At 70.1% G+C, this 17,437-nt stretch carries 17 protein-coding genes; 10 read left to right on the forward strand and 7 right to left on the reverse strand.

What is annotated here, in order from left to right; translation table 11 throughout:
* The first annotated feature begins 8 nt into the window (after positions 1-8).
* The 4 genes from IE307_RS23610 to IE307_RS23625 are packed head-to-tail and all read left to right on the forward strand — an operon-like array spanning position 9 to position 4,286.
* The gene (locus tag IE307_RS23610; RefSeq protein ID WP_229905010.1) at positions 9-737 is read left to right on the forward strand and encodes a class I SAM-dependent methyltransferase; all 729 of its coding nucleotides are present in this window, start codon (positions 9-11) and stop codon (positions 735-737) included.
* Positions 734-2,209 carry a 1,4-alpha-glucan branching protein domain-containing protein gene (locus IE307_RS23615; RefSeq protein WP_191301140.1) on the forward strand — a complete coding sequence of 492 codons (1,476 nt, stop codon included), beginning with the start codon at positions 734-736 and terminating at the stop codon, positions 2,207-2,209. Before IE307_RS23610 ends, IE307_RS23615 begins: the two co-directional genes overlap by 4 nt.
* A 4-nt stretch (positions 2,210-2,213) precedes the next feature.
* Positions 2,214-3,461, forward strand: coding sequence for a glycosyltransferase family 4 protein (locus IE307_RS23620; protein ID WP_191301142.1), 1,248 nt, complete (start codon positions 2,214-2,216; stop codon positions 3,459-3,461).
* A gap of 48 nt (positions 3,462-3,509) precedes the next feature.
* A complete protein-coding gene (locus tag IE307_RS23625) occupies positions 3,510-4,286 on the forward strand; it encodes an SGNH/GDSL hydrolase family protein (RefSeq protein WP_191301144.1) in 777 nt (258 codons plus the stop codon).
* Here IE307_RS23625 and IE307_RS23630 read toward each other — a convergent pair.
* Positions 4,234-4,734: a GIY-YIG nuclease family protein gene (locus IE307_RS23630; RefSeq protein WP_191301146.1), complete on the reverse strand. Its 501-nt coding sequence runs from the start codon at positions 4,732-4,734 to the stop codon at positions 4,234-4,236. The genes IE307_RS23625 and IE307_RS23630 overlap by 53 nt on opposite strands.
* Positions 4,731-5,480 carry an acyltransferase gene (locus IE307_RS23635; protein ID WP_191301148.1) on the reverse strand — a complete coding sequence of 250 codons (750 nt, stop codon included), beginning with the start codon at positions 5,478-5,480 and terminating at the stop codon, positions 4,731-4,733. Before IE307_RS23635 ends, IE307_RS23630 begins: the two co-directional genes overlap by 4 nt.
* 57 nt (positions 5,481-5,537) lie before the next feature.
* On the opposite strand from IE307_RS23635, the gene IE307_RS23640 reads away from it, so the two are divergent.
* The 5 genes from IE307_RS23640 to IE307_RS23660 all read left to right on the forward strand — a co-directional run bounded on the left by IE307_RS23640 (position 5,538) and on the right by IE307_RS23660 (position 12,639).
* Positions 5,538-5,807, forward strand: coding sequence for a hypothetical protein (locus IE307_RS23640; protein WP_191301150.1), 270 nt, complete (start codon positions 5,538-5,540; stop codon positions 5,805-5,807).
* A gap of 4 nt (positions 5,808-5,811) precedes the next feature.
* Positions 5,812-6,666: a nucleoside hydrolase gene (locus IE307_RS23645; protein WP_191301152.1), complete on the forward strand. Its 855-nt coding sequence runs from the start codon at positions 5,812-5,814 to the stop codon at positions 6,664-6,666.
* Positions 6,667-6,724: 58 nt separating this feature from the next.
* Positions 6,725-9,985, forward strand: a complete 3,261-nt coding sequence (locus IE307_RS23650; RefSeq protein ID WP_191301154.1) for a GH92 family glycosyl hydrolase — start codon at positions 6,725-6,727, stop codon at positions 9,983-9,985.
* 77 nt (positions 9,986-10,062) lie between these two features.
* The gene (locus IE307_RS23655; RefSeq protein ID WP_191301157.1) at positions 10,063-11,892 is read left to right on the forward strand and encodes a hypothetical protein; all 1,830 of its coding nucleotides are present in this window, start codon (positions 10,063-10,065) and stop codon (positions 11,890-11,892) included.
* A 21-nt stretch (positions 11,893-11,913) separates the two neighbouring features.
* The gene (locus tag IE307_RS23660; RefSeq protein WP_191301159.1) at positions 11,914-12,639 is read left to right on the forward strand and encodes a nucleotidyltransferase domain-containing protein; all 726 of its coding nucleotides are present in this window, start codon (positions 11,914-11,916) and stop codon (positions 12,637-12,639) included.
* Here the strand turns inward: IE307_RS23660 and IE307_RS23665 are convergent.
* Positions 12,575-12,964, reverse strand: coding sequence for a DUF4267 domain-containing protein (locus IE307_RS23665; RefSeq protein WP_191301161.1), 390 nt, complete (start codon positions 12,962-12,964; stop codon positions 12,575-12,577). The two genes, IE307_RS23660 and IE307_RS23665, sit on opposite strands and share 65 nt — an antisense overlap.
* 92 nt (positions 12,965-13,056) lie before the next feature.
* Here IE307_RS23665 and IE307_RS23670 point away from each other — a divergent pair, with 92 nt between their 5' ends.
* Positions 13,057-13,644, forward strand: a complete 588-nt coding sequence (locus IE307_RS23670; protein WP_191301163.1) for a TetR/AcrR family transcriptional regulator — start codon at positions 13,057-13,059, stop codon at positions 13,642-13,644.
* Here IE307_RS23670 and IE307_RS23675 read toward each other — a convergent pair.
* From IE307_RS23675 to IE307_RS23690, 4 genes are read right to left on the reverse strand one after another with little or no spacing between them, the layout of a single operon-like run.
* Complete coding sequence (locus tag IE307_RS23675) at positions 13,603-14,763, reverse strand: THUMP-like domain-containing protein (protein WP_191301165.1); 1,161 nt, start codon at positions 14,761-14,763, stop codon at positions 13,603-13,605. The two genes, IE307_RS23670 and IE307_RS23675, sit on opposite strands and share 42 nt — an antisense overlap.
* A gap of 1 nt (position 14,764) precedes the next feature.
* Positions 14,765-15,721, reverse strand: a complete 957-nt coding sequence (locus IE307_RS23680) for a class I SAM-dependent methyltransferase (RefSeq protein WP_191301167.1) — start codon at positions 15,719-15,721, stop codon at positions 14,765-14,767.
* Positions 15,711-16,490, reverse strand: coding sequence for an enoyl-CoA hydratase/isomerase family protein (locus IE307_RS23685; RefSeq protein ID WP_191301169.1), 780 nt, complete (start codon positions 16,488-16,490; stop codon positions 15,711-15,713). Before IE307_RS23685 ends, IE307_RS23680 begins: the two co-directional genes overlap by 11 nt.
* Positions 16,491-16,546: 56 nt before the next feature.
* Positions 16,547-17,389, reverse strand: a complete 843-nt coding sequence (locus IE307_RS23690; protein WP_191301171.1) for an ABC transporter ATP-binding protein — start codon at positions 17,387-17,389, stop codon at positions 16,547-16,549.
* Between the last annotated feature and the right edge of the window lie 48 nt (positions 17,390-17,437).

The following is a 17,437-nucleotide window of genomic DNA, read 5'->3' on the forward strand; positions in this document are numbered from 1 at the left end:
TGGCGGGCGTGACCCTCCCCCTGACCGGCGAACGCACAGTCCCCGGTATCGCGGAAGAGAACTACTGGTTCCGGCGCCACGAGGCGGCCTATCTCCACCTCCTCGGCCACTGCGCGGACGCCGTCGTGCTGGAGGCGGGGTGCGGCGAGGGCTACGGCGCCCAGCTGATCCGCACGGTCGCCCGCCGGGTGGTCGCCCTCGACTACGACGAGCTGACCTCGCAGCACGTGGCCCGCGCCTACCCTCAGCTGAACGTGCTGCGCGGGAACCTGGCGACGCTGCCGTTGCGCGACCAGAGCGTCGACGTGGTGGCGAACCTGCAGGTCATCGAGCACCTGTGGGACCAGGAGGGGTTCCTGGCGGAGTGCCTGCGGGTGCTGCGTCCCGGCGGGAAGCTCATCGTCACGACGCCGAACAGGCTGACGTTCTCGCCCGGCCAGGACACGCCGCTGAACCCGTTCCACACCAGGGAACTGGCACCGTCCGAACTGGACGAGATGCTGCGCGACGCTGGTTTCCGCGTTGACGAACTGACGGGACTGCGTCACGGACCAAGGCTTGACACGCTCCTGAACGGACAGATCATCAACGCACAGGTCGAAGTCGCCCTGTCCGGTGCGCCGTGGCCGGTCGAGCTCAAGGAGGCTGTGGAGTCGGTGGCGGTGGAGGACTTCGACATCACCGGAGACGACATGGACGCCTGCCTCGACCTCGTGGCCGTGGCGGTGCGCACGTGACCGAGCAGCACACGACGAAGGCCTCCGAGGGCACGTTCTGCCTGGTCCTGCACAGCCACCTGCCCTGGCTCGCCCACCACGGCGCGTGGCCGGTCGGCGAGGAGTGGCTCTACCAGGCGTGGGCGCACTCGTACCTGCCCGTCGTGGACATGCTGCGGCGCTTCGCCGACGAGGGCCGCTCCGACGTGCTGACGCTCGGCGTCACCCCGGTCCTGGCCGCGCAGCTGGACGACCCGTACTCCCTGCGCGGCATGCACGACTGGCTCGGCAACTGGCACCTGCGCTCGCACTTCGCCGGGGAACGGCTGCCGGAGCTGTCGGCGTACGAGCACCGCGCGTCCTCCTGGGCGCTGGACAGGTTCGAAACCCAGTGGCGGCACGGGTTCTCGCCCGTCCTGAGGTCGCTTGTGGACTCGTCGACGATCGAGCTGCTCGGCGGGCCGGCGACGCACCCCTTCCAGCCGTTGCTGGACCCGCGGGTGCGGGCGTTCGCCCTGCGGACCGGCCTGGACGACACCGCGCTGCGCATCGGCCGTGCTCCCGAGGGGATCTGGGCGCCGGAGTGCGGCTACTCGCCCGGCATGGAGGCGGGATACGCGGCGGCGGGCGTCAAGAGGTTCATGGTCGACGGGCCCGCGCTGCACGGCGACACGTCGTCCGCGCATCCCGTGGGATCGTCGGACGTGCTGGCGTTCGGGCGCGATCTCGAGGTCTCGTACCGCGTCTGGTCGCCGAAGGTCGGCTATCCGGGCGATGCCGCGTACCGGGATTTTCACACTTATGATCATCCGACGGGCCTCAAGCCGTCGCGCGTGACGGGCAAGAACGTGGCGCCCGAGGACAAGCGTCCGTACGACCCGTTGCTGGCGCGCGAGGCCCTGGACAGGCACGTGGCCGACTTCGTGGAGACGGTCGTGCGGCGGTTGCGTGCGATCGATGGCGGGCTGGTCGTGGCGGCCTACGACACCGAGTTGTACGGGCACTGGTGGCACGAGGGTCCGTTGTGGCTGGAGGGCGTGCTGCGCGCGTTGCCCGAGGCGGGTGTGCGCGTGACGACGTTGCGAGGTGCCGTCGAGGCCGGGCACGTGGGCGCTCCGGTCGAGCTGCCAGCGTCGTCGTGGGGCAGCGGCAAGGACTGGCGCGTGTGGGACGGCGCGCAGGTCGCCGACATCGTGTCGCTGAACGAGTCGGTGCAGAAGGAGCTGCTGGGGCTGGACTTCTCCTCCGACGTGAGGGATCCGGTGCTGGACCAGGCGGTGCGCGAGGCGCTGCTGGCGTTGTCGAGCGACTGGGCCTTCATGGTCACGAAGGACTCGGCCGCCGACTACGCCCGCTACCGCGCGAAGATTCACAGCGACCGCTTCAGCGAGCTCGCGGCGTTGGCACGACACGGTCGCGGACTGGGCAGGGCGGCGGAGCTCCGCGCGGCGGACGGCCCGTTCGGGCACCTGGACGCGCGAGGAATGGGGTAACGGGATGCGCGTGCTGATGTTGTCGTGGGAGTACCCGCCGGTGGTCGTCGGCGGGCTGGGCAGGCACGTCCACGCGCTCGCGACACAGCTGGCCGCGCAGGGGCACGACGTCGTCGTGCTGTGCCGCCAGCCCTCCGGCACGGACGCGATCACGCACCCGACGGTCGACGTGGTCAGCGAGGGCGTGCGGCTGGTCCGCGTCGCCGAGGACCCGGCGCACTTCGTGTTCGAGAAGGACCTCCTGGCCTGGACGCTCGCGATGGGCCACGCGATGACGCGCGCCGGGCTGGCTCTGAGTTCGTGGCGCCCGGACGTGGTGCACGCGCACGACTGGCTCGTCGCGCACCCGGCCGTGGCGCTGGCTGAGGCCTTCGGCGTGCCGCTGGTCGCCACGATCCACGCCACCGAGGCGGGCCGTCACTCGGGCTGGCTGTCGCACCCGCTGAACCAGCAGGTGCACTCCGTGGAGTGGTGGCTGGCGAACCGCGCCGACTCGTTGATCACGTGCTCGTCGGCGATGCGGAGCGAGGTCGCGCATCTGTTCGAAGTGGACACCGCCGACGTCTCCGTGCTGCACAACGGCATCGAGCCGGGCGGCTGGAAGGTGCGCGCGAAGGACGTCGGCGCCGCCCGGCGCACGTACTCGCCGCACGGTGATCCGCTGCTGTTCTTCTTCGGCCGCATCGAGTGGGAGAAGGGCATCCAGGACCTGATCGCCGCGCTCCCCCGCATCCGCCGCGCCCACCGGGGCACGCGCGTGGTCGTCGCCGGCGGTGGGTCGCAGACCGAGTGGCTGCAGGACCAGGCGCGCAAGCACCGCGTGCTGCGGGCCGTGGAGTTCGTCGGGCACCTCTCCGACAGGACCCTGGCGGCGGTGCTCACCGCGGCCGACGCCGTGGTGCTGCCCTCCCGTTACGAACCTTTCGGCATCGTGGCCCTGGAAGCCGCGGCCGCCGGGACTCCCCTGGTCGCGTCGACCGCCGGAGGGCTCGGCGAGGTCGTGCTGGACGGCGTCACCGGACTGTCGTTCGTCCCCGGCGACGTGGACGGACTCACCCGCGCCGTGCGTGACGTGCTGTCCGACCCCACCTCGGCCGCATCCCGTGCGCGCGCGGCGAAAGCACGGCTCGTCTCCGACTTCAACTGGGCCACGATCGCCGCCGACACGGCGTCCGTGTACTCGTCCGCTGCCGTGCGCGAACCACGTGTGTTGGGGCGCCCCAAAATCGCGACGGGCAATCTGTTCACCTAGATCCGCTACAGTCGCCGGTCCCGTTAACAACAGGTGACCGAGGACTGAATGACTTACCAACGCTTCGTGGCGCTCGGGGACAGCTGCACCGAGGGCCTGGACGACCTGCTCCCCGACGGCCGGTACCGCGGCTGGGCCGACCGGGTCGCGTCCGCACTGGACGCGCCGGGCTTCCGCTACGCCAACCTCGGCGTGCGCGGCCGCCGTCTCGACCAGATGCTGGTGGAGCAGGTCCCGTCCGCTCGGGCGCTGGAACCCGACCTCGTCGTGCTCTTCGGCGGCGGCAACGACGTCATGTCCAACGCCACCACCGAACAGATCGCTGAGCGAGCAGACGCGATGGTGCGCGCCGTGACGTCGTTCGCACCGACCGTCGCCGTCTTCACGTTGAGCGACATCTCGCACCGCATGCCGTTCGGCCGGCGCATGCGCCCCCGCATCGAGGCCCTGAACTCGGCCATGCGCACCGCGGCTTCCCGCTACGGCGCCGTCCTGGTCGACGTCGAGGCCGACGAGTGCGTGCACGACTCGCGCTACTTCGGCCCTGACCGCCTGCACCTGTCGTCGTTGGGGCACAGGCGGTTGGCCGGGCACGTGCTGTCGACGCTCGGCATTCCGTCCGACCCGGCCTGGCTGCTGCCGCTGGAGGGCACGGCCGCGTCGGCCTCGGTGCTGGACCACTGGCGGTGGCTGCGCGAGCAGGTGCTGCCCGTGGCCTACACGCGGACGCGCAACAAGCTCATCGGCCGGCAGCCGGGCGACGGCTTCGCACCTAAGCGCCCACAGCTCGCGCCGCTGACCTGGCCGCAGCGCGTCGCTCGCTGACCAGCTTCGCGTACGGGTGCGGGTTGTCCTTGATGTTCAACGGGAACCGGCCGGTGCCGAGCAGCTCCTGTTCGAGCGATTCGGGATCGTCGTGAGCGACGCACGCGACGCGTCCGTGCTCGGCGAGCCACTCGCTCACCACGGGTTCCTGATCACCGAACGTCAGCCGCGACCCCACCTGCCGCAACGGCAGGTCGAGGTGGCAACCGAGGGTGAGTCGCAGTGTGGACCCGGACGCGTTGCCGCGGAAGTGGTTGCGCAGGCGCGACCTCAGCGTCCGCTTGACCGTCGCGATGCCCACGTACAGCGCGGTGCCGTGCTCACCGACGTGACAGCCCTCGGTCGGCACGTCCGCCGGGATCTCGTCGAAGAACCACACGTAGACGCCAGGCTTGCGCGGCACCTCCGCCAGGTCGGTGGCGCGGAAGACCCGGTCGCAGGAGATCACGGCTGGCTCTCCATCGACTTGTCCAGCGCCTCCTTGGCCTTGCGGGCCATGTCCGCGATGTCCGCCCGCCGCTGCGCGTCCGCCTCGTAGTCGGCGCGCCGGTCCCGCACCACCCGCGCCGGCATGCCGACCGCGATCTTGAAGTCCGGGATGTCCCCGCGCACGATCGCGTGCGCGCCCAGCACGCACCCGCGCCCGACGCGGGTGCCGCGCAGCACGGTCACCTTGGCGCCGAGCCAGCAGTCCGGCCCGATGCGCACCGGCGACTTCACGATGCCCTGGTCCTTGATCGGCAGCGTGATGTCCTCGACCCTGTGGTCGAAGTCGCAGATGTACACCCAGTCCGCGACCAGCGACGACGCGCCGATCTCGATGTCGAGGTAGCAGTTGACCGTGTTGTCCTTGCCGAACACGACCTTGTCGCCGATGCGCAGCGACCCCTCGTGGCACCGGATGGCGTTGCCGTCGCCGATGTGCACCCAGCGGCCGATCTCGAGGCGGCCGAAGCCGGGGCGGGCCATGACCTCGACCCGCTTGCCGAAGAACACCATGCCGCGCAGCACGACGTGCGGGTTGAGCAGGCGGAACTTCAGCAGCCGGTAGTACCGCACGATGTACCAGGGGGTGTAGGCGCGGTGGCGCAGCACCCAGCGCAGGGAGGCCACCGTGAGGAAGCGCGCCTGCATCGGGTCACGGCGCGACCTGCGCCAGCGCGTCCAGACGGGTGCTCCCCACATCGAAGTCATGGACGGCACCTTAACTTCAGGCGGCCGACACGCCCGAGACGGTTCTACAGTGGCCCCATGTGGGCGGTCATCGGCGTCTGGGACATCGACCCGGGAGCGCTCGACGCGTTGCGGGCGCAGGTGCCGCTGATGGCGTCGAGCAAGGTCGGGCTGCCCGGGTTCGTGCACGGCACGTGGACGCTCGAGGGGCACATGATCCAGGTGTACGACAACGAGGCGGACGCCCGGCGTTACCACCAGGCCATGCTCGACCAGGGTGCGACCGAGCCGCCCGGTGTGCGGTGCGTCGTGTGGGACGTCGCCGAAGTCGGCGCTGAGGCACCCTAGGGGCATGGCGACTCCTCTCATCATCGACACCGACCCCGGCGTCGACGACGCGTTCGCGATCGCGCTCGCTGCCCGCAGTCCCGAGGTCGAGCTCCGGGGTCTGACGACGGTCTTCGGCAACGTCGGGCTGGACCTGACGACGGCCAACGCGTTGCGGCTGCTCGCGCACCTCGGGCGCGCCGACGTGCCGGTGGTCAGGGGCTTCGGCGGGCCTGGTGGGGCGGCGGACGTGCACGGTGAGGACGGGCTCGGCGGGCAGGCGCTCACGTTGCCGGAGAACCCCGAAGGGGTGAAAGGCGAAGACGTCGTGCAGTTCTTCGCGGACACCATCACGCCGGACACGGTCGTCGCCGCGATCGGGCCGCTCACGAACATAGCCCGCGCTCTGGAGGCGGGTGTCGAGTTCCCGCGGCTGATCGTCATGGGCGGCGGGCTCGGCGTCGGCAACATGACGCTGCGGGCCGAGTTCAACTTCTGGGCCGACGCCGAGGCGGCCCGGACGGTGATCCGCCGGGGCAACCCGGTCGTCGTCCCGCTCAACCTGACGCAGCGGTGCATCGCGGACACCGAGTTCCTCGCGAACGTCGACCCGGTGCTCAGCAACCTCACCGGCACGTACCGGGAGTACCTCGCGCGGCACTCCGAGCAGAACATGTCCGGGCGCGAGGAGGGCATCCTGATCCACGACGCCGTGGCGGTGGCGGAGGCGATCGTGCCCGGCAGCCTCACGCTCAAGACGCACGGTCTGGACATCGACGACGAGGGTGCCCTCGTCGAGGGAAAGCACCAGGTAGAGGTCGCGGAAGACTGCGATTGGCCCGCACTGAGGGCCTTCATGGAGCAGCGCTTGTCCGTTTGACGACAACTTCGCGTCGCTCTCTGGGGTTGGGCGGGCACGGAAAGTAGGGTCCGCGTCCATGCAGCGAAGAGTCCTCACGACAGCTGCGGTGGCGGTGGCCATGACGTTCGGAGTAGTGGTCCCTGCCTCCGCTCAGCCCCAGGTCCAGGTGGTGCCGGATCCGGCAGCACACGTGAACCCGTTCATCGGCACGACCAACCTCGGGAACACCTTCCCCGGCGCGGTCGTGCCGTTCGGCATGTTCTCCTTCAGCCCGGAGGCCAGTCGCGGCAACACCCTGCGCGCCGCGGCTCCCGGCGGTTACCGGTACGACGCCACGAAGATCCGCGGCTTCAGCCTCACCCACATGTCGGGGACGGGCTGCGCGGGCGGCAGCGGTGACATCCCGATCTTCCCGCACGTCGGGACCGTCACGACGTCGCCGACCACGGACGCGACGGATGCCGTTTACGCCAGCGAGTTCGCGCACGCGGACGAGGTGGCCAAGCCCGGGCGTTACGACGTGACGCTCAAGTCCGGCGCCAAGGCCGAGCTGTCCGCCACCGAACGCACTGGTGCGGCGCGGTTCAGCTTTCCCGCCGACAAGCCGGCGACGGTGCTGATCAACACCTCCAAGTCGCAGGTCGGCAGCAGTGACGCCCAGACCGTGGTCGACAAGGACAAGCGGACCATCACCGGCTCCGTGACCAGCGGCAACTTCTGCGGTTACATCAACCAGGCCGGCCGTCGCAGCTACTACACGCTGCACTTCGTGGCGGAGTTCGACCAGGAGTTCGCCGAGGTCGGCACGTACCAGGACAACGTTGTCACGCCCGGAAGCACGTCCTCCCAGGGCGGCACGACGTACGGGACGAACGGCTGGCCGGTGCTGGGCAAGGGTTCCGGCGCCTACCTCGGGTTCGCGCCCGGCTCGCAGGTCGGGGTCAAGGTCGGCATCTCCTACGTCAGCCTCGACAACGCGAAGGCCAACCTCAAGGCCGAGAACAAGGGTCAGTCCATCGAGGACATGAGGGACAACGCGTACATCGCGTGGCAGAAGCAGCTCAAGCGCATCGAGGTCGGCGGCGGCTCCGATGACGAGCGGACGAAGTTCTACACCGCGCTGTACCACTCGTTGTTGCACCCCAACCTGTTCAGCGACGTCAACGGCGAGTACGCCGGGTTCGACGGCAAGACCCACAAGATCGACAAACGCAGGCAGAAGGCCCAGTACGGAACGTTCTCCGGCTGGGACATCTACCGCTCGCAGCTGCAGCTGCTCACCATGCTCGAGCCGCAGGTCGGTTCCGACATCGCGCAGTCGTTGCTCAACCAGGCCGAGCAGAACAACGGCGTCTGGGACCGCTGGACGCACGCCGCCGGCGGCACGCACGTCATGAACGGCGACCCGGCGCCTATCGCGCTGGCCGCCATCTCCGCGTTCGGCGGCAACGGGTACGACCTCAAGTCGTCCCTGAGGTCGTTGGTCAAGGCCGCGACCGTGCCCACGGCGCTGGACCTGAGCAAGGAGGGCTGGGCCGTCATGTCCGTCGGGCAGCGGCCGTCGCTCGACAAGTACCTGCAGAACAAGTACATGCCGGCCGTGTCGAACGCCTGGGGTGGCGCGGCGGAGACCCTGGAGATCTCCGCGGCGGACTTCGCGATCAGCCAGCTGGCCGAGCGCGCGGGCGAGAAGAAGACCGCGAAGACGTTCGCCGAGCGCGCGCAGTGGTGGCAGAACAACTTCGACCCGGTCGCGGACTCCACCGGCGGCTACATCCGCAACCGCAACGCCGACGGCACGTGGGTCAAGGACTTCACGCCCGACACCGGCAACGGGTTCGTCGAGGGCAGCAGCGCCCAGTACACGTGGATGGTCACGCACAACGTCGCCGGACTCGTCGACTCGCTGGGCGGCCGGGAGCGCGCCACCAAGCGGCTGGACGACTTCTTCCACAACGCCGACGGCAGCTGGGCCCTGACGGGGCGGGGCGGCGCGAAGTCCGAACTGGACAACGAGCCGTCCGTGAACGTGCCGTGGCTCTACAACTACACGGGCCAGCCCGCCAAGGCGCAGGAGACGCTGCGCGAGACCATCAACACCCTGTGGAAGAACGCCCCCGGCGGCATCCCCGGCAACGACGACCTCGGTGCCATGTCGTCGTGGTTCGTGTTCACCGCCATGGGCGTCTACCCGCAGGTGCCGTCCCGCGCCGAACTGGTGCTGAGCGCCCCGCTGTTCACCTCGGTGAAGATCAACCGCGGTGGCGGCAAGGACATCACCATCACCGCGCCCCAGGCCGGGACGGCCACGAAGTACGTGCAGTCGCTGAAGGTCAACGGCAAGGCGGCCACGAAGACCTGGCTGCCCGAGTCGTTCGTGGAACGCGGCGGCAAGCTCGACTTCGTGCTGGGCAAGACGGCTTCGTCGTGGGGCACCGGCGCCGCGGACGCCCCGCCGTCGTTCCGCGACGGCGAGAAGCCGATCAAGCACGACCAGCCGTACTTCCTGACGGTCGAACCGCGCCAGCTCGTGGTGGAGCCCGGCGGGACCGTCACGGCGAAGGTCAACTCGGTCAAGCTCTACGACGGCGACCCGAAGGCGACCTTCACGATCACCGGTTCGGACGCGCTCACGTTCACGCCGGCGACCGGCGCCGTGCCCGGCGAGTTCACGGTCACGGCCAAACCCGACGCGGCACAGGGCTTCTACGACATCACCGTGACGGTGAACGTCGAGGGAGCCGCGAAACCCGTGGTGCTGCCGCAGATCGTGAAGGTGGCGCCGGCGGGCAGCATGCTCGCCGCCGTGAACAACGTCGGTGCCTCCGCCGACGCCACCGGCGAGGGCGACTTCGACGGCGGCGGCTACAGCTATTCGCGCGAAGCACTGGCCACGGCCGGACTTCCGCCGGGCGGCACGGCCACCGTCGACGGCCTCACGTTCACGTGGCCGTCCTCGCCTGCCGGACGTCCCGACAACGCGACGGCTCAGAAGCAGACGCTGTCCCTGTCCGGAACGCGGCTGGCGTTCGTCGGCTCCGCGGCCAACGGCGCCCGCACGAAACCGGCCACGGTGACGTTCACGGACGGCACCACGGCTTCGGTGGACGTCGGGTTCAGCGACTGGACGCTGGGCGGCGGCGGTGCGGCGCCGAGCTTCGGCAACGTGATCGTCGCGAACACGCCGTACCGCAACCAGTCGGGCGGTGGCAGCGAGAAGGTCGCCACGCACATCTTCGCGACGAAGACGTACGTGGCTCCGGAGGGCAAGACACTGGCGAGTGTCGTGCTGCCGGACGACGGGAACATGCACATCTTCGCTGTGGCACTGGGATAGGGGCGCGGTTAGGCCATCCCGGTGGGGCGGACCGGTTCTCCGGACCGGGCCGCCCCTGCCGCGGGCATGATCCGCGGGTGACCGACATCGAGCAGCGGCTCATCGCGGCGGCCCGCGACGGCGAGTGGCTGACCTGCGCCGAGCCGGACGACGTGGTGCCCGCCGGGCTGATCAGGGAATTGCTGCTCGGCCGCCACGGCGAACTCGACGCCGCCGGCGTGAGACTGCGCGGCGCACGGATCGACGGCATGCTCAACCTCAACAGGGTCAAGGCCTCGGCCGGGCTGACCTTCACCGACTGCACGATCGAAGAGCCGATCACCGCTCTCTACGCGAGCCTGCCGAGTCTGATCTTCAACGGCGGGCGGTGCGGGGGAATCCACGCGGACAGCCTCCACCTCGACAGCGTCCTCTTCCTGCGCAACGGTGTCCGGATCATCGCCGACAGCGAACCCGGCGCGGTCAGGCTCGTCGGCGCCCACATCGGCGGGGACCTCGACCTCACCGGCGCGGAGATCACCAACACCGCCGGTCCCGCGCTGGCGGCCGGTGGTCTCGAGGTGGGCGGAATCCTGATCTTCCGGGACGGAGTCCGGATCCTCGGGCACGGACACCGCGGCGCGATCAACCTCACCGGCGCCCACCTCGCGTCGGACTTCGACATGGCGGACACGGAGATCACCAACGCCACCGGGCCCGCGGTGGTCCTGGAGAGCGCCGTCGTGGACGGCACCTTCGCGTTGTGGCGCAACATCCGGATCAACGGGCACGACAGCGGGCTCGACCTCCGAGGTGCGCACTTCCTGGGACAGTTCGGCCTGAGGGACACGGAGATCACCTGCAGTGCGGGGATCGCGCTGGACGCGAACAGCGTCAAGGTCGACGGAAGTCTCATGCTGAAGAGCGAGGTCCGCATCACGGGCCGCGACGAGGCCAGCACGGTCAACCTGCTCGGCGGCCGCATCAGCGGGATCGTCGAGCTGACCGACACGACGATCACCAACCCCGCCGGTCCCGCGATCACCGCCGATCGTGTCCGCATAGGCGGAGATCTCACCCTCCGCGGCCGGACCCGGCTCTCCGCCGGCGGCAACGGCTCCGCGATCGAGATGGCCGGCGCCCACGTCGAGAGGTTCAGCTGCGACAAAACGGTGGTGCTGGAGACGAAGTCGGCTCCGGTGCTGGACCTCCGGGACGCGGCGGTCGGCGTCGCGGTGGGGTTGCCGCACTCCGCCCTGTGTCCCGACCGAGGACGCGGCACGACGTGCGAGCACAAGGCTTTGGTGCGCCTCGAACACTTCAGCTACGCGTCGCTCGCGTCGAGGTGGGACTGGGAGGAGTGGCTGCACGTCATCCGCTGCCACACCCCCGCCTACCACGCGTCCGGTTACCAACGGCTGGCCGCGGTCGAGCGGGCCGCCGGCCACGACGGCACCGTGCGCCGGATCCTCATGGCGCAGCAGACGGATCTGCGCCGGCGCAGCCCGCGGTCGCTGGGCGGGCGGTTGACGCGGTGGTTCCACTGGCTGTGGGGAGTGCTGGCCGGGTACGGGTATCGGGCGCGGCGGACGGCAGCGGCGTTGTTGCTGGTGCTCGTCGTCGCCGGGGCTATTGGCTGGTGGGCCGGGCAGGTGTCCACGCGGCCCGGGCATCTCGTGGCCGAACGGGTCGCCTCGGCGCCGGTCGGGGCCGGAACTCCTTGTTCCACCGTGGAGCTGGTGGGGCTGGGGCTGGATCGGGGGTTGCCGTTGGCGATGACCGGGATGCGCGCGAGGTGCGACCTCGACACGGCGTCGCGGAAGGGGCAGGCGTTCACGGCGGCGATCTGGTTGGTGCAGCTCGCGGTGTGGGGGCTGGCGACGCTGGCGCTGGCCGGGTACACCAATCTGGTCCGCAAGCCGGGGTGAAGTGGCGTATGGGGTTGTGTGGTGTTCACGGTTTCTGAGCGCGACCGGTTGCGGCGTGATCTCGTCGGCGCCGCCGAGGGTGATCCGCGGGTGGTCGGTGCCGCGCTCACCGGGTCGGCGGCGGTGGGCGCGGAGGACCGCTGGTCCGACATCGACCTCGCGCTGTCGGTCGGCCGTGAGATCGACGCGGTGGTCGTCGACTGGACGGCGTTGATGTACGCGCGTGGTGCCGTCGGTCATCTTGATGTGCGGCGTGGTGCGGTGTTGTTCCGCGTGTTCCTGATGCGGTCGACGTTGCAGGTGGACGTCGCGTTCTGGCCGTCGGACGAGTTCGGTGCCACCGGGCCGACGTTCAGGCTGGTGTTCGGGGAGGCCAACGAGCTGCCGCAGGCCGGGCAGCCCGACCGCGGCGAACTCGTTGGGCTTGCGTGGTTGTACGCGCTGCACGCGCGGTCGTCCATCGCGCGCGGGCGGGTGTGGCAGGCGGTGTACATGATCAACGGGATGCGGGACCACGTGATGTCGTTGTGGTGCCTGCGCGAAGGCGTGAACGCGGTGCAGGGGCGGGGGCTGGACGACCTGCGGGACGCGGACGCGTTCGCCGGGACGCTGGTGTCGTCCACGCGTCCCGGCGAGCTGCTGCGGGCGTTCCAGGCGCTGACCGGGCTGCTGCTCGGGGAGATCAGTGCGCCGGAACTGCGTGAGGCCGTTCGGGCGCTGGCTCACGGAGCAGCAGGAACGCGGTGAAGAGCACGAGCACGGCCGCCGAGCCGTGCACCATGAGCGCGTAACCGACCGTGCCGCCGTGCGTCATCACCGCGATGCAGTCGCCGATCGGGATGATCGAGTCCGCCAGGACCACCCAGCCCAGGGCCCGGCGTTGCTTCATGAGCAGCAGGATCAAGGCCGTTAACGCGTAGGCCAGGTCGCGCACGCCCTTCACGACGTAGTAGCCGGTGGGGTCGGCGATGCCGAAGCCCGCCGCGGCACCGTCGCCGTTGAGCAGGTAGCCCAGGCCGAAGTAGAAGCCCGCCGCGACGACGAGCCACCCCATGATCGTGGCCAAGCGCATTGCATCCTCCAGAGAAATCTAGCACTGCTAGCGACAAGAGCGACGCTAACACTAGGAGCGCTCGGATGTCTAGCAGTGCTAGATTCTGTGGCGTGACGATCCAGAACCGACGGGAGCGCGAGCGCGCCGAACGCCATCAGCTGATCATCGACACGGCCCGGGACCTGGCCGAGGCGGAGGGCTGGGACGCGGTCACCACGCGCAGGCTCGCCGAGAAGGTCGAGTACAGCCAGCCGGTGCTCTACAGCCACTTCAAGGGCAAGGACGCGATCGTGCGCGCGGTGGCGGTCCAGGGCAGCGGCGAGCTGGCCCGGCTGCTGCGGAAAGCCCGCCCGTCACGCGGGGAGTCCCGGCTGCGGGCGGCAGCGGAGGCGTACCTCGAGTTCGCGCGAGAGAGGCCGGCGCTCTACGACGCGATGTTCGTGCAGCAGGTCGACCTCCCGTGGGGCACGAGCGAGGTGCCGCAGGAGCTGCTCGACGCGTTCGGAGAACTGGTCGCCGCGGTCGAACCCGTTCACGGCGACCGTGACCTGGACGCGTTGACGGAGGTGTTCTGGAGCTCGCTGCACGGCATCGCGACGCTCGCGCAGGGCGGCAGGCTGCGACCGGACCTCGACGCGATCCGCCTCGACCTGCTGCTAGGTGCGCTCAGCCTCACACAGGACGAAGACCGGCTTTGAGCCGATCCGCGTCAGCACGACGGTGGCCGAGGCGGGACCGGAGAGCTTGAGGCGCTTGCGCATCGTGTTCGGGTCGACGTCGAGACCGCGCACGAGGATCTCCAGCCGGCCGATCCCCCGCGTCTTGAGCAACGACTTGAGCGACTTCTCCGTGTAGTGCCCGTGTTCGAGCACGCGGAACGCCCGGATGCCGGGCGGCGGCTCGGAGCCGCTCAGGTAGGCGATGCGTTCGTCGAGCTGCCACAACCCATGCTGGGCCGCGTAGTGCCGCACCAGACCGGCGCGCACGACCGCGCCGTCCGGGTCGACGAGCCACGCGCCGGGCGGGGCGACCGGGCAGTCGTCGGGCTCGGCGTCGGTCAACGTCCACGACGACGACCCGTGCAGAACGGTGGCCCGGCGCGAGACCCCCGGCGTGGCAAGGCCGCGCGTCCACAGGCAGGCCTCGCGGACCGCGCCGTCCAGCGACACCACCTCGACCTCGGACGCCCACGGCGCGACGGCGAAGTCGATGCCCGGAGCGCACTTCACCGCGAGGTCGACACCCGCGTACACCTCGGACAGCTCGTCCAGCGGCGGCACGAAGTCCGAGGGGTTCCACTTGCGGCGGCCGGACGAGTCACGGCGAGCCGGGTCGGCCGTCACGGCGGACGCGCGCGACACCGGCCGCAGCGCGTCGGCCTGGACGACGAGCCCGCCCGGAACGTTGTTGCGCGCCATGGCGAGCCGCACCGGATCAAGATCCGATCCGACGCACCGCGAGGCCACCGCGCTCAACGCGAAGAGGTCGGCACCGACAGAACACGTCACGTCGTGCACCGTGCGACCGGCAAACCGCGAAGCGCGATGCCGGGCGACAGCGGAGGCCGTGGCCTGCTGCAGGGCGTCGTCGGTGAAGAGCCACGACGCGGCGGAGTCCAGTTTGGACACCGCACGACGCCGCAGCAGCACGGTTTCCACGACCGGGGCGAACGACGGCCCGAGCGATTTCCGCGCCGTCTCGACGTCACGCAGTCGAGAAGCGTCGGAGAACGGCAACGCGTTCACCTCGGCCAGCGCGGCGGTTCCGGCGGCGGAGCGCAGGAACGCCACGTCGGCCGTGGTGAACGCGTAGCCCAACTCAGGAAGTCTTCTCGCCGGTGATCGACACGTTGTAGAACACCTCGCGCGGCAGCACCTTCGCGAGCACGTTCTGGTCGACCCACGTGAGGTTCTGCCAGGTGCGGTAGGCGAACATCGCCCACCCGAAGCCCAGCTTCTCGCGCGGCACGGCGGCCTCGAACGTGCGCACCGGCCAGCCGAACAGGGCCGCGGACAGCTCGTCGGTCACCGCGCGCACGCCCACGGCACCGGCGCGACGGGCCGTGGCCTCGAGCTGGTCCGGGTCGAACGTGTGCAGGTCGACGACGGCCTCGAGAGCGGCCGCGCGGGAGGACTCGTCGAGCTCCTCCTGCGGACGGCGCCAGTCGCCCAGCACCGGCACGGCCTTGGTGATGTTGGTGGTGAGCCACCACGTCGCCTGGCCGAGCTTGCGGGCGTAGAAGTTGCCGATGTTCGTCGGGTCGCCCGCGAACACGAACTTGCCGCCGGGCTTCAGCACGCGCAGCACCTCGCGCATCGCCGACTCGACGTCCGGGATGTGGTGCAGCACCGCGTGGCCGACGACGAGGTCGAACGTGTTGTCGTCGTACGGGATGCGCTCGGCGTCGGCGACGCGGCCGTCGACGTCCAGCCCGAGGTGCTCGGCGTTGCGCAGCGCGACCTCGACCATGCCGGGCGACAGGTCGGTGACCGAGCCCTTCTTGATCACCCCGCCCTGCATGAGGTTCAGCAGGAAGAAGCCGGTGCCGCAGCCCAGTTCCAGCGCGTGCTCGTACGGCCCGACCTCACCGGCGGCGGCGCGGAAGCGGTCCGTCGCGTAGGTGATGCAGCGCTCGTCGTAGGAGATCGACCACTTCTCGTCGTACGTGCCCGCTTCCCAGTCGTGGTAGAGCACCTGGGCGAGCTTGGTGTCCTTGTACGCCGCCTCGACCTCTTCGGCCGTCGCGTGCGGGTTCGGTGCCGGATCAGTTGCCACTGAACTTCGCCTTTCCGGGACCGTTCGCGATGAACGACTCCACGCCGTTCTTCTTGTCCTCCGTCGCGAACAGGGCCGCGAAGAGGTGGCTTTCGAGCTTCAGGCCCGACTCCAGGTCGGTGTCGAGACCGCCGTCCACGGCCGCCTTGGTCGCGGCCAGCGCGAGCACCGGGCCGCCGACGAACTGCTTGGCCCAGCGCACGGCCGCCGCGTACACGTCGTCCGGCGCCACGACCTCGTCGACCATGCCGATCTCGAGCGCCTCCTGGGCGCCGACGAACCGGCCGGTGTAGAGCAGGTCCTTGGTCTTCGACGGACCGATCAACCGGGCGAGGCGCTGCGTGCCGCCACCGCCGGGGATCAGGCCGAGCAGGATCTCGGGCTGGCCGACCTTGGCGTTGTCGCCGGCGATGCGGCGGTCGCACCCGAGGGCGACCTCGAAGCCGCCGCCCAGCGCGTAGCCGGTGATCGCGGCGACCGTCGGCTTGGGCACCGAGGCCAGCGCGCCGAGGGCGTCCGACAGGCCCTTGGCCCGCAGCGTCATCTCGGCGTGGGAGATCTGCGCGAACTCCTTGACGTCGGCGCCGGCCGCGAAGACCTTCTCGCCGCCGTAGACGATGACCGCGTAGACGTCCGAACGCTCGGAGGCCTCCTTCGCGGCGGCCTGGAGCTCGGTCTGCACCTGCCGGTTCAGGGCGTTCATCGGCGGCCGCTCCAGGCGGATCGTGCCGATCCCGTCCTCGACTTCGAGCCTCACGAACTCAGCCACTACGGCGCCCTCCTGTTTGTCGCGACAACGGTGTCACGTTACCCGGCGGTAGCTTTTCAGACTTTCCTGCGGGCGAAGAAGCGGTCTCCCGACTTCTGCAGCTCCAGGTCCTGCCCGAACGTCTTCGAGAGGTTCTCCTCCGTCAGGACGTCGTCCAGCAGGCCCTGCGCCACGATCGAGCCCTCGCGCAGCAGCAGCGCGTGCGTGAAGCCCGGCGGGATCTCCTCGACGTGGTGCGTGACCAGCACCATCGCGGGCGCGTCCGGGTCGAGGGCCAGCTCCGACAGCTTCGCGACCAGGTCCTCGCGGCCGCCCAGGTCGAGACCGGCGGCCGGCTCGTCGAGCAGCAGCATCTCGGGGTCGGTCATCAGCGCGCGGGCGATCAGCGTGCGCTTGCGCTCGCCCTCGCTCAGCGTGCCGTAGAGGCGGTCGGCGAGGTGCTCCATGCCGAGGGTGCCGAGCAGCTCGCGGGCGCGGTCCGTGTCCTGCTTGCCGTACTCCTCGCGCCAGCGCCCGAGCACCGCGTAGCCGGCGGAGACGACCAGGTCGACCACCGTCTCGTCCGGCGGGATGCGGCCACCGAGGGCCGCCGAGCAGAGACCGATCCGGGGCTTGAGCTCCTGGACGTCGGTCTTGCCCAGGCGTTCACCCAGGAGGTGGACCTTGCCCCTGGTGGGGTGCAGGTCGGCACTGGAGAGCCGTAGCAGGGTCGTCTTGCCGGCACCGTTCGGGCCCAGCACCACCCAGCGCTCGTCCAGTTCCACGCTCCAGTCGATGTTGCCGACCAGCGTGTTCTTCCCTCGGCGGACCGACACGCCCGCCATGTGCACGACCAGATCTGTCACGTCGACGTCCGCCACACCCCCATTCTTCCGAACGGCCCCGGACCGACCACTCATCGGGGTGTCCCTCGGGCCGGGTGACCCCGCTGCGCCGCCGGTGTGAAC

This window comes from Lentzea cavernae (assembly GCF_014653695.1).
GTDB lineage: Bacteria > Actinomycetota > Actinomycetes > Mycobacteriales > Pseudonocardiaceae > Lentzea > Lentzea cavernae.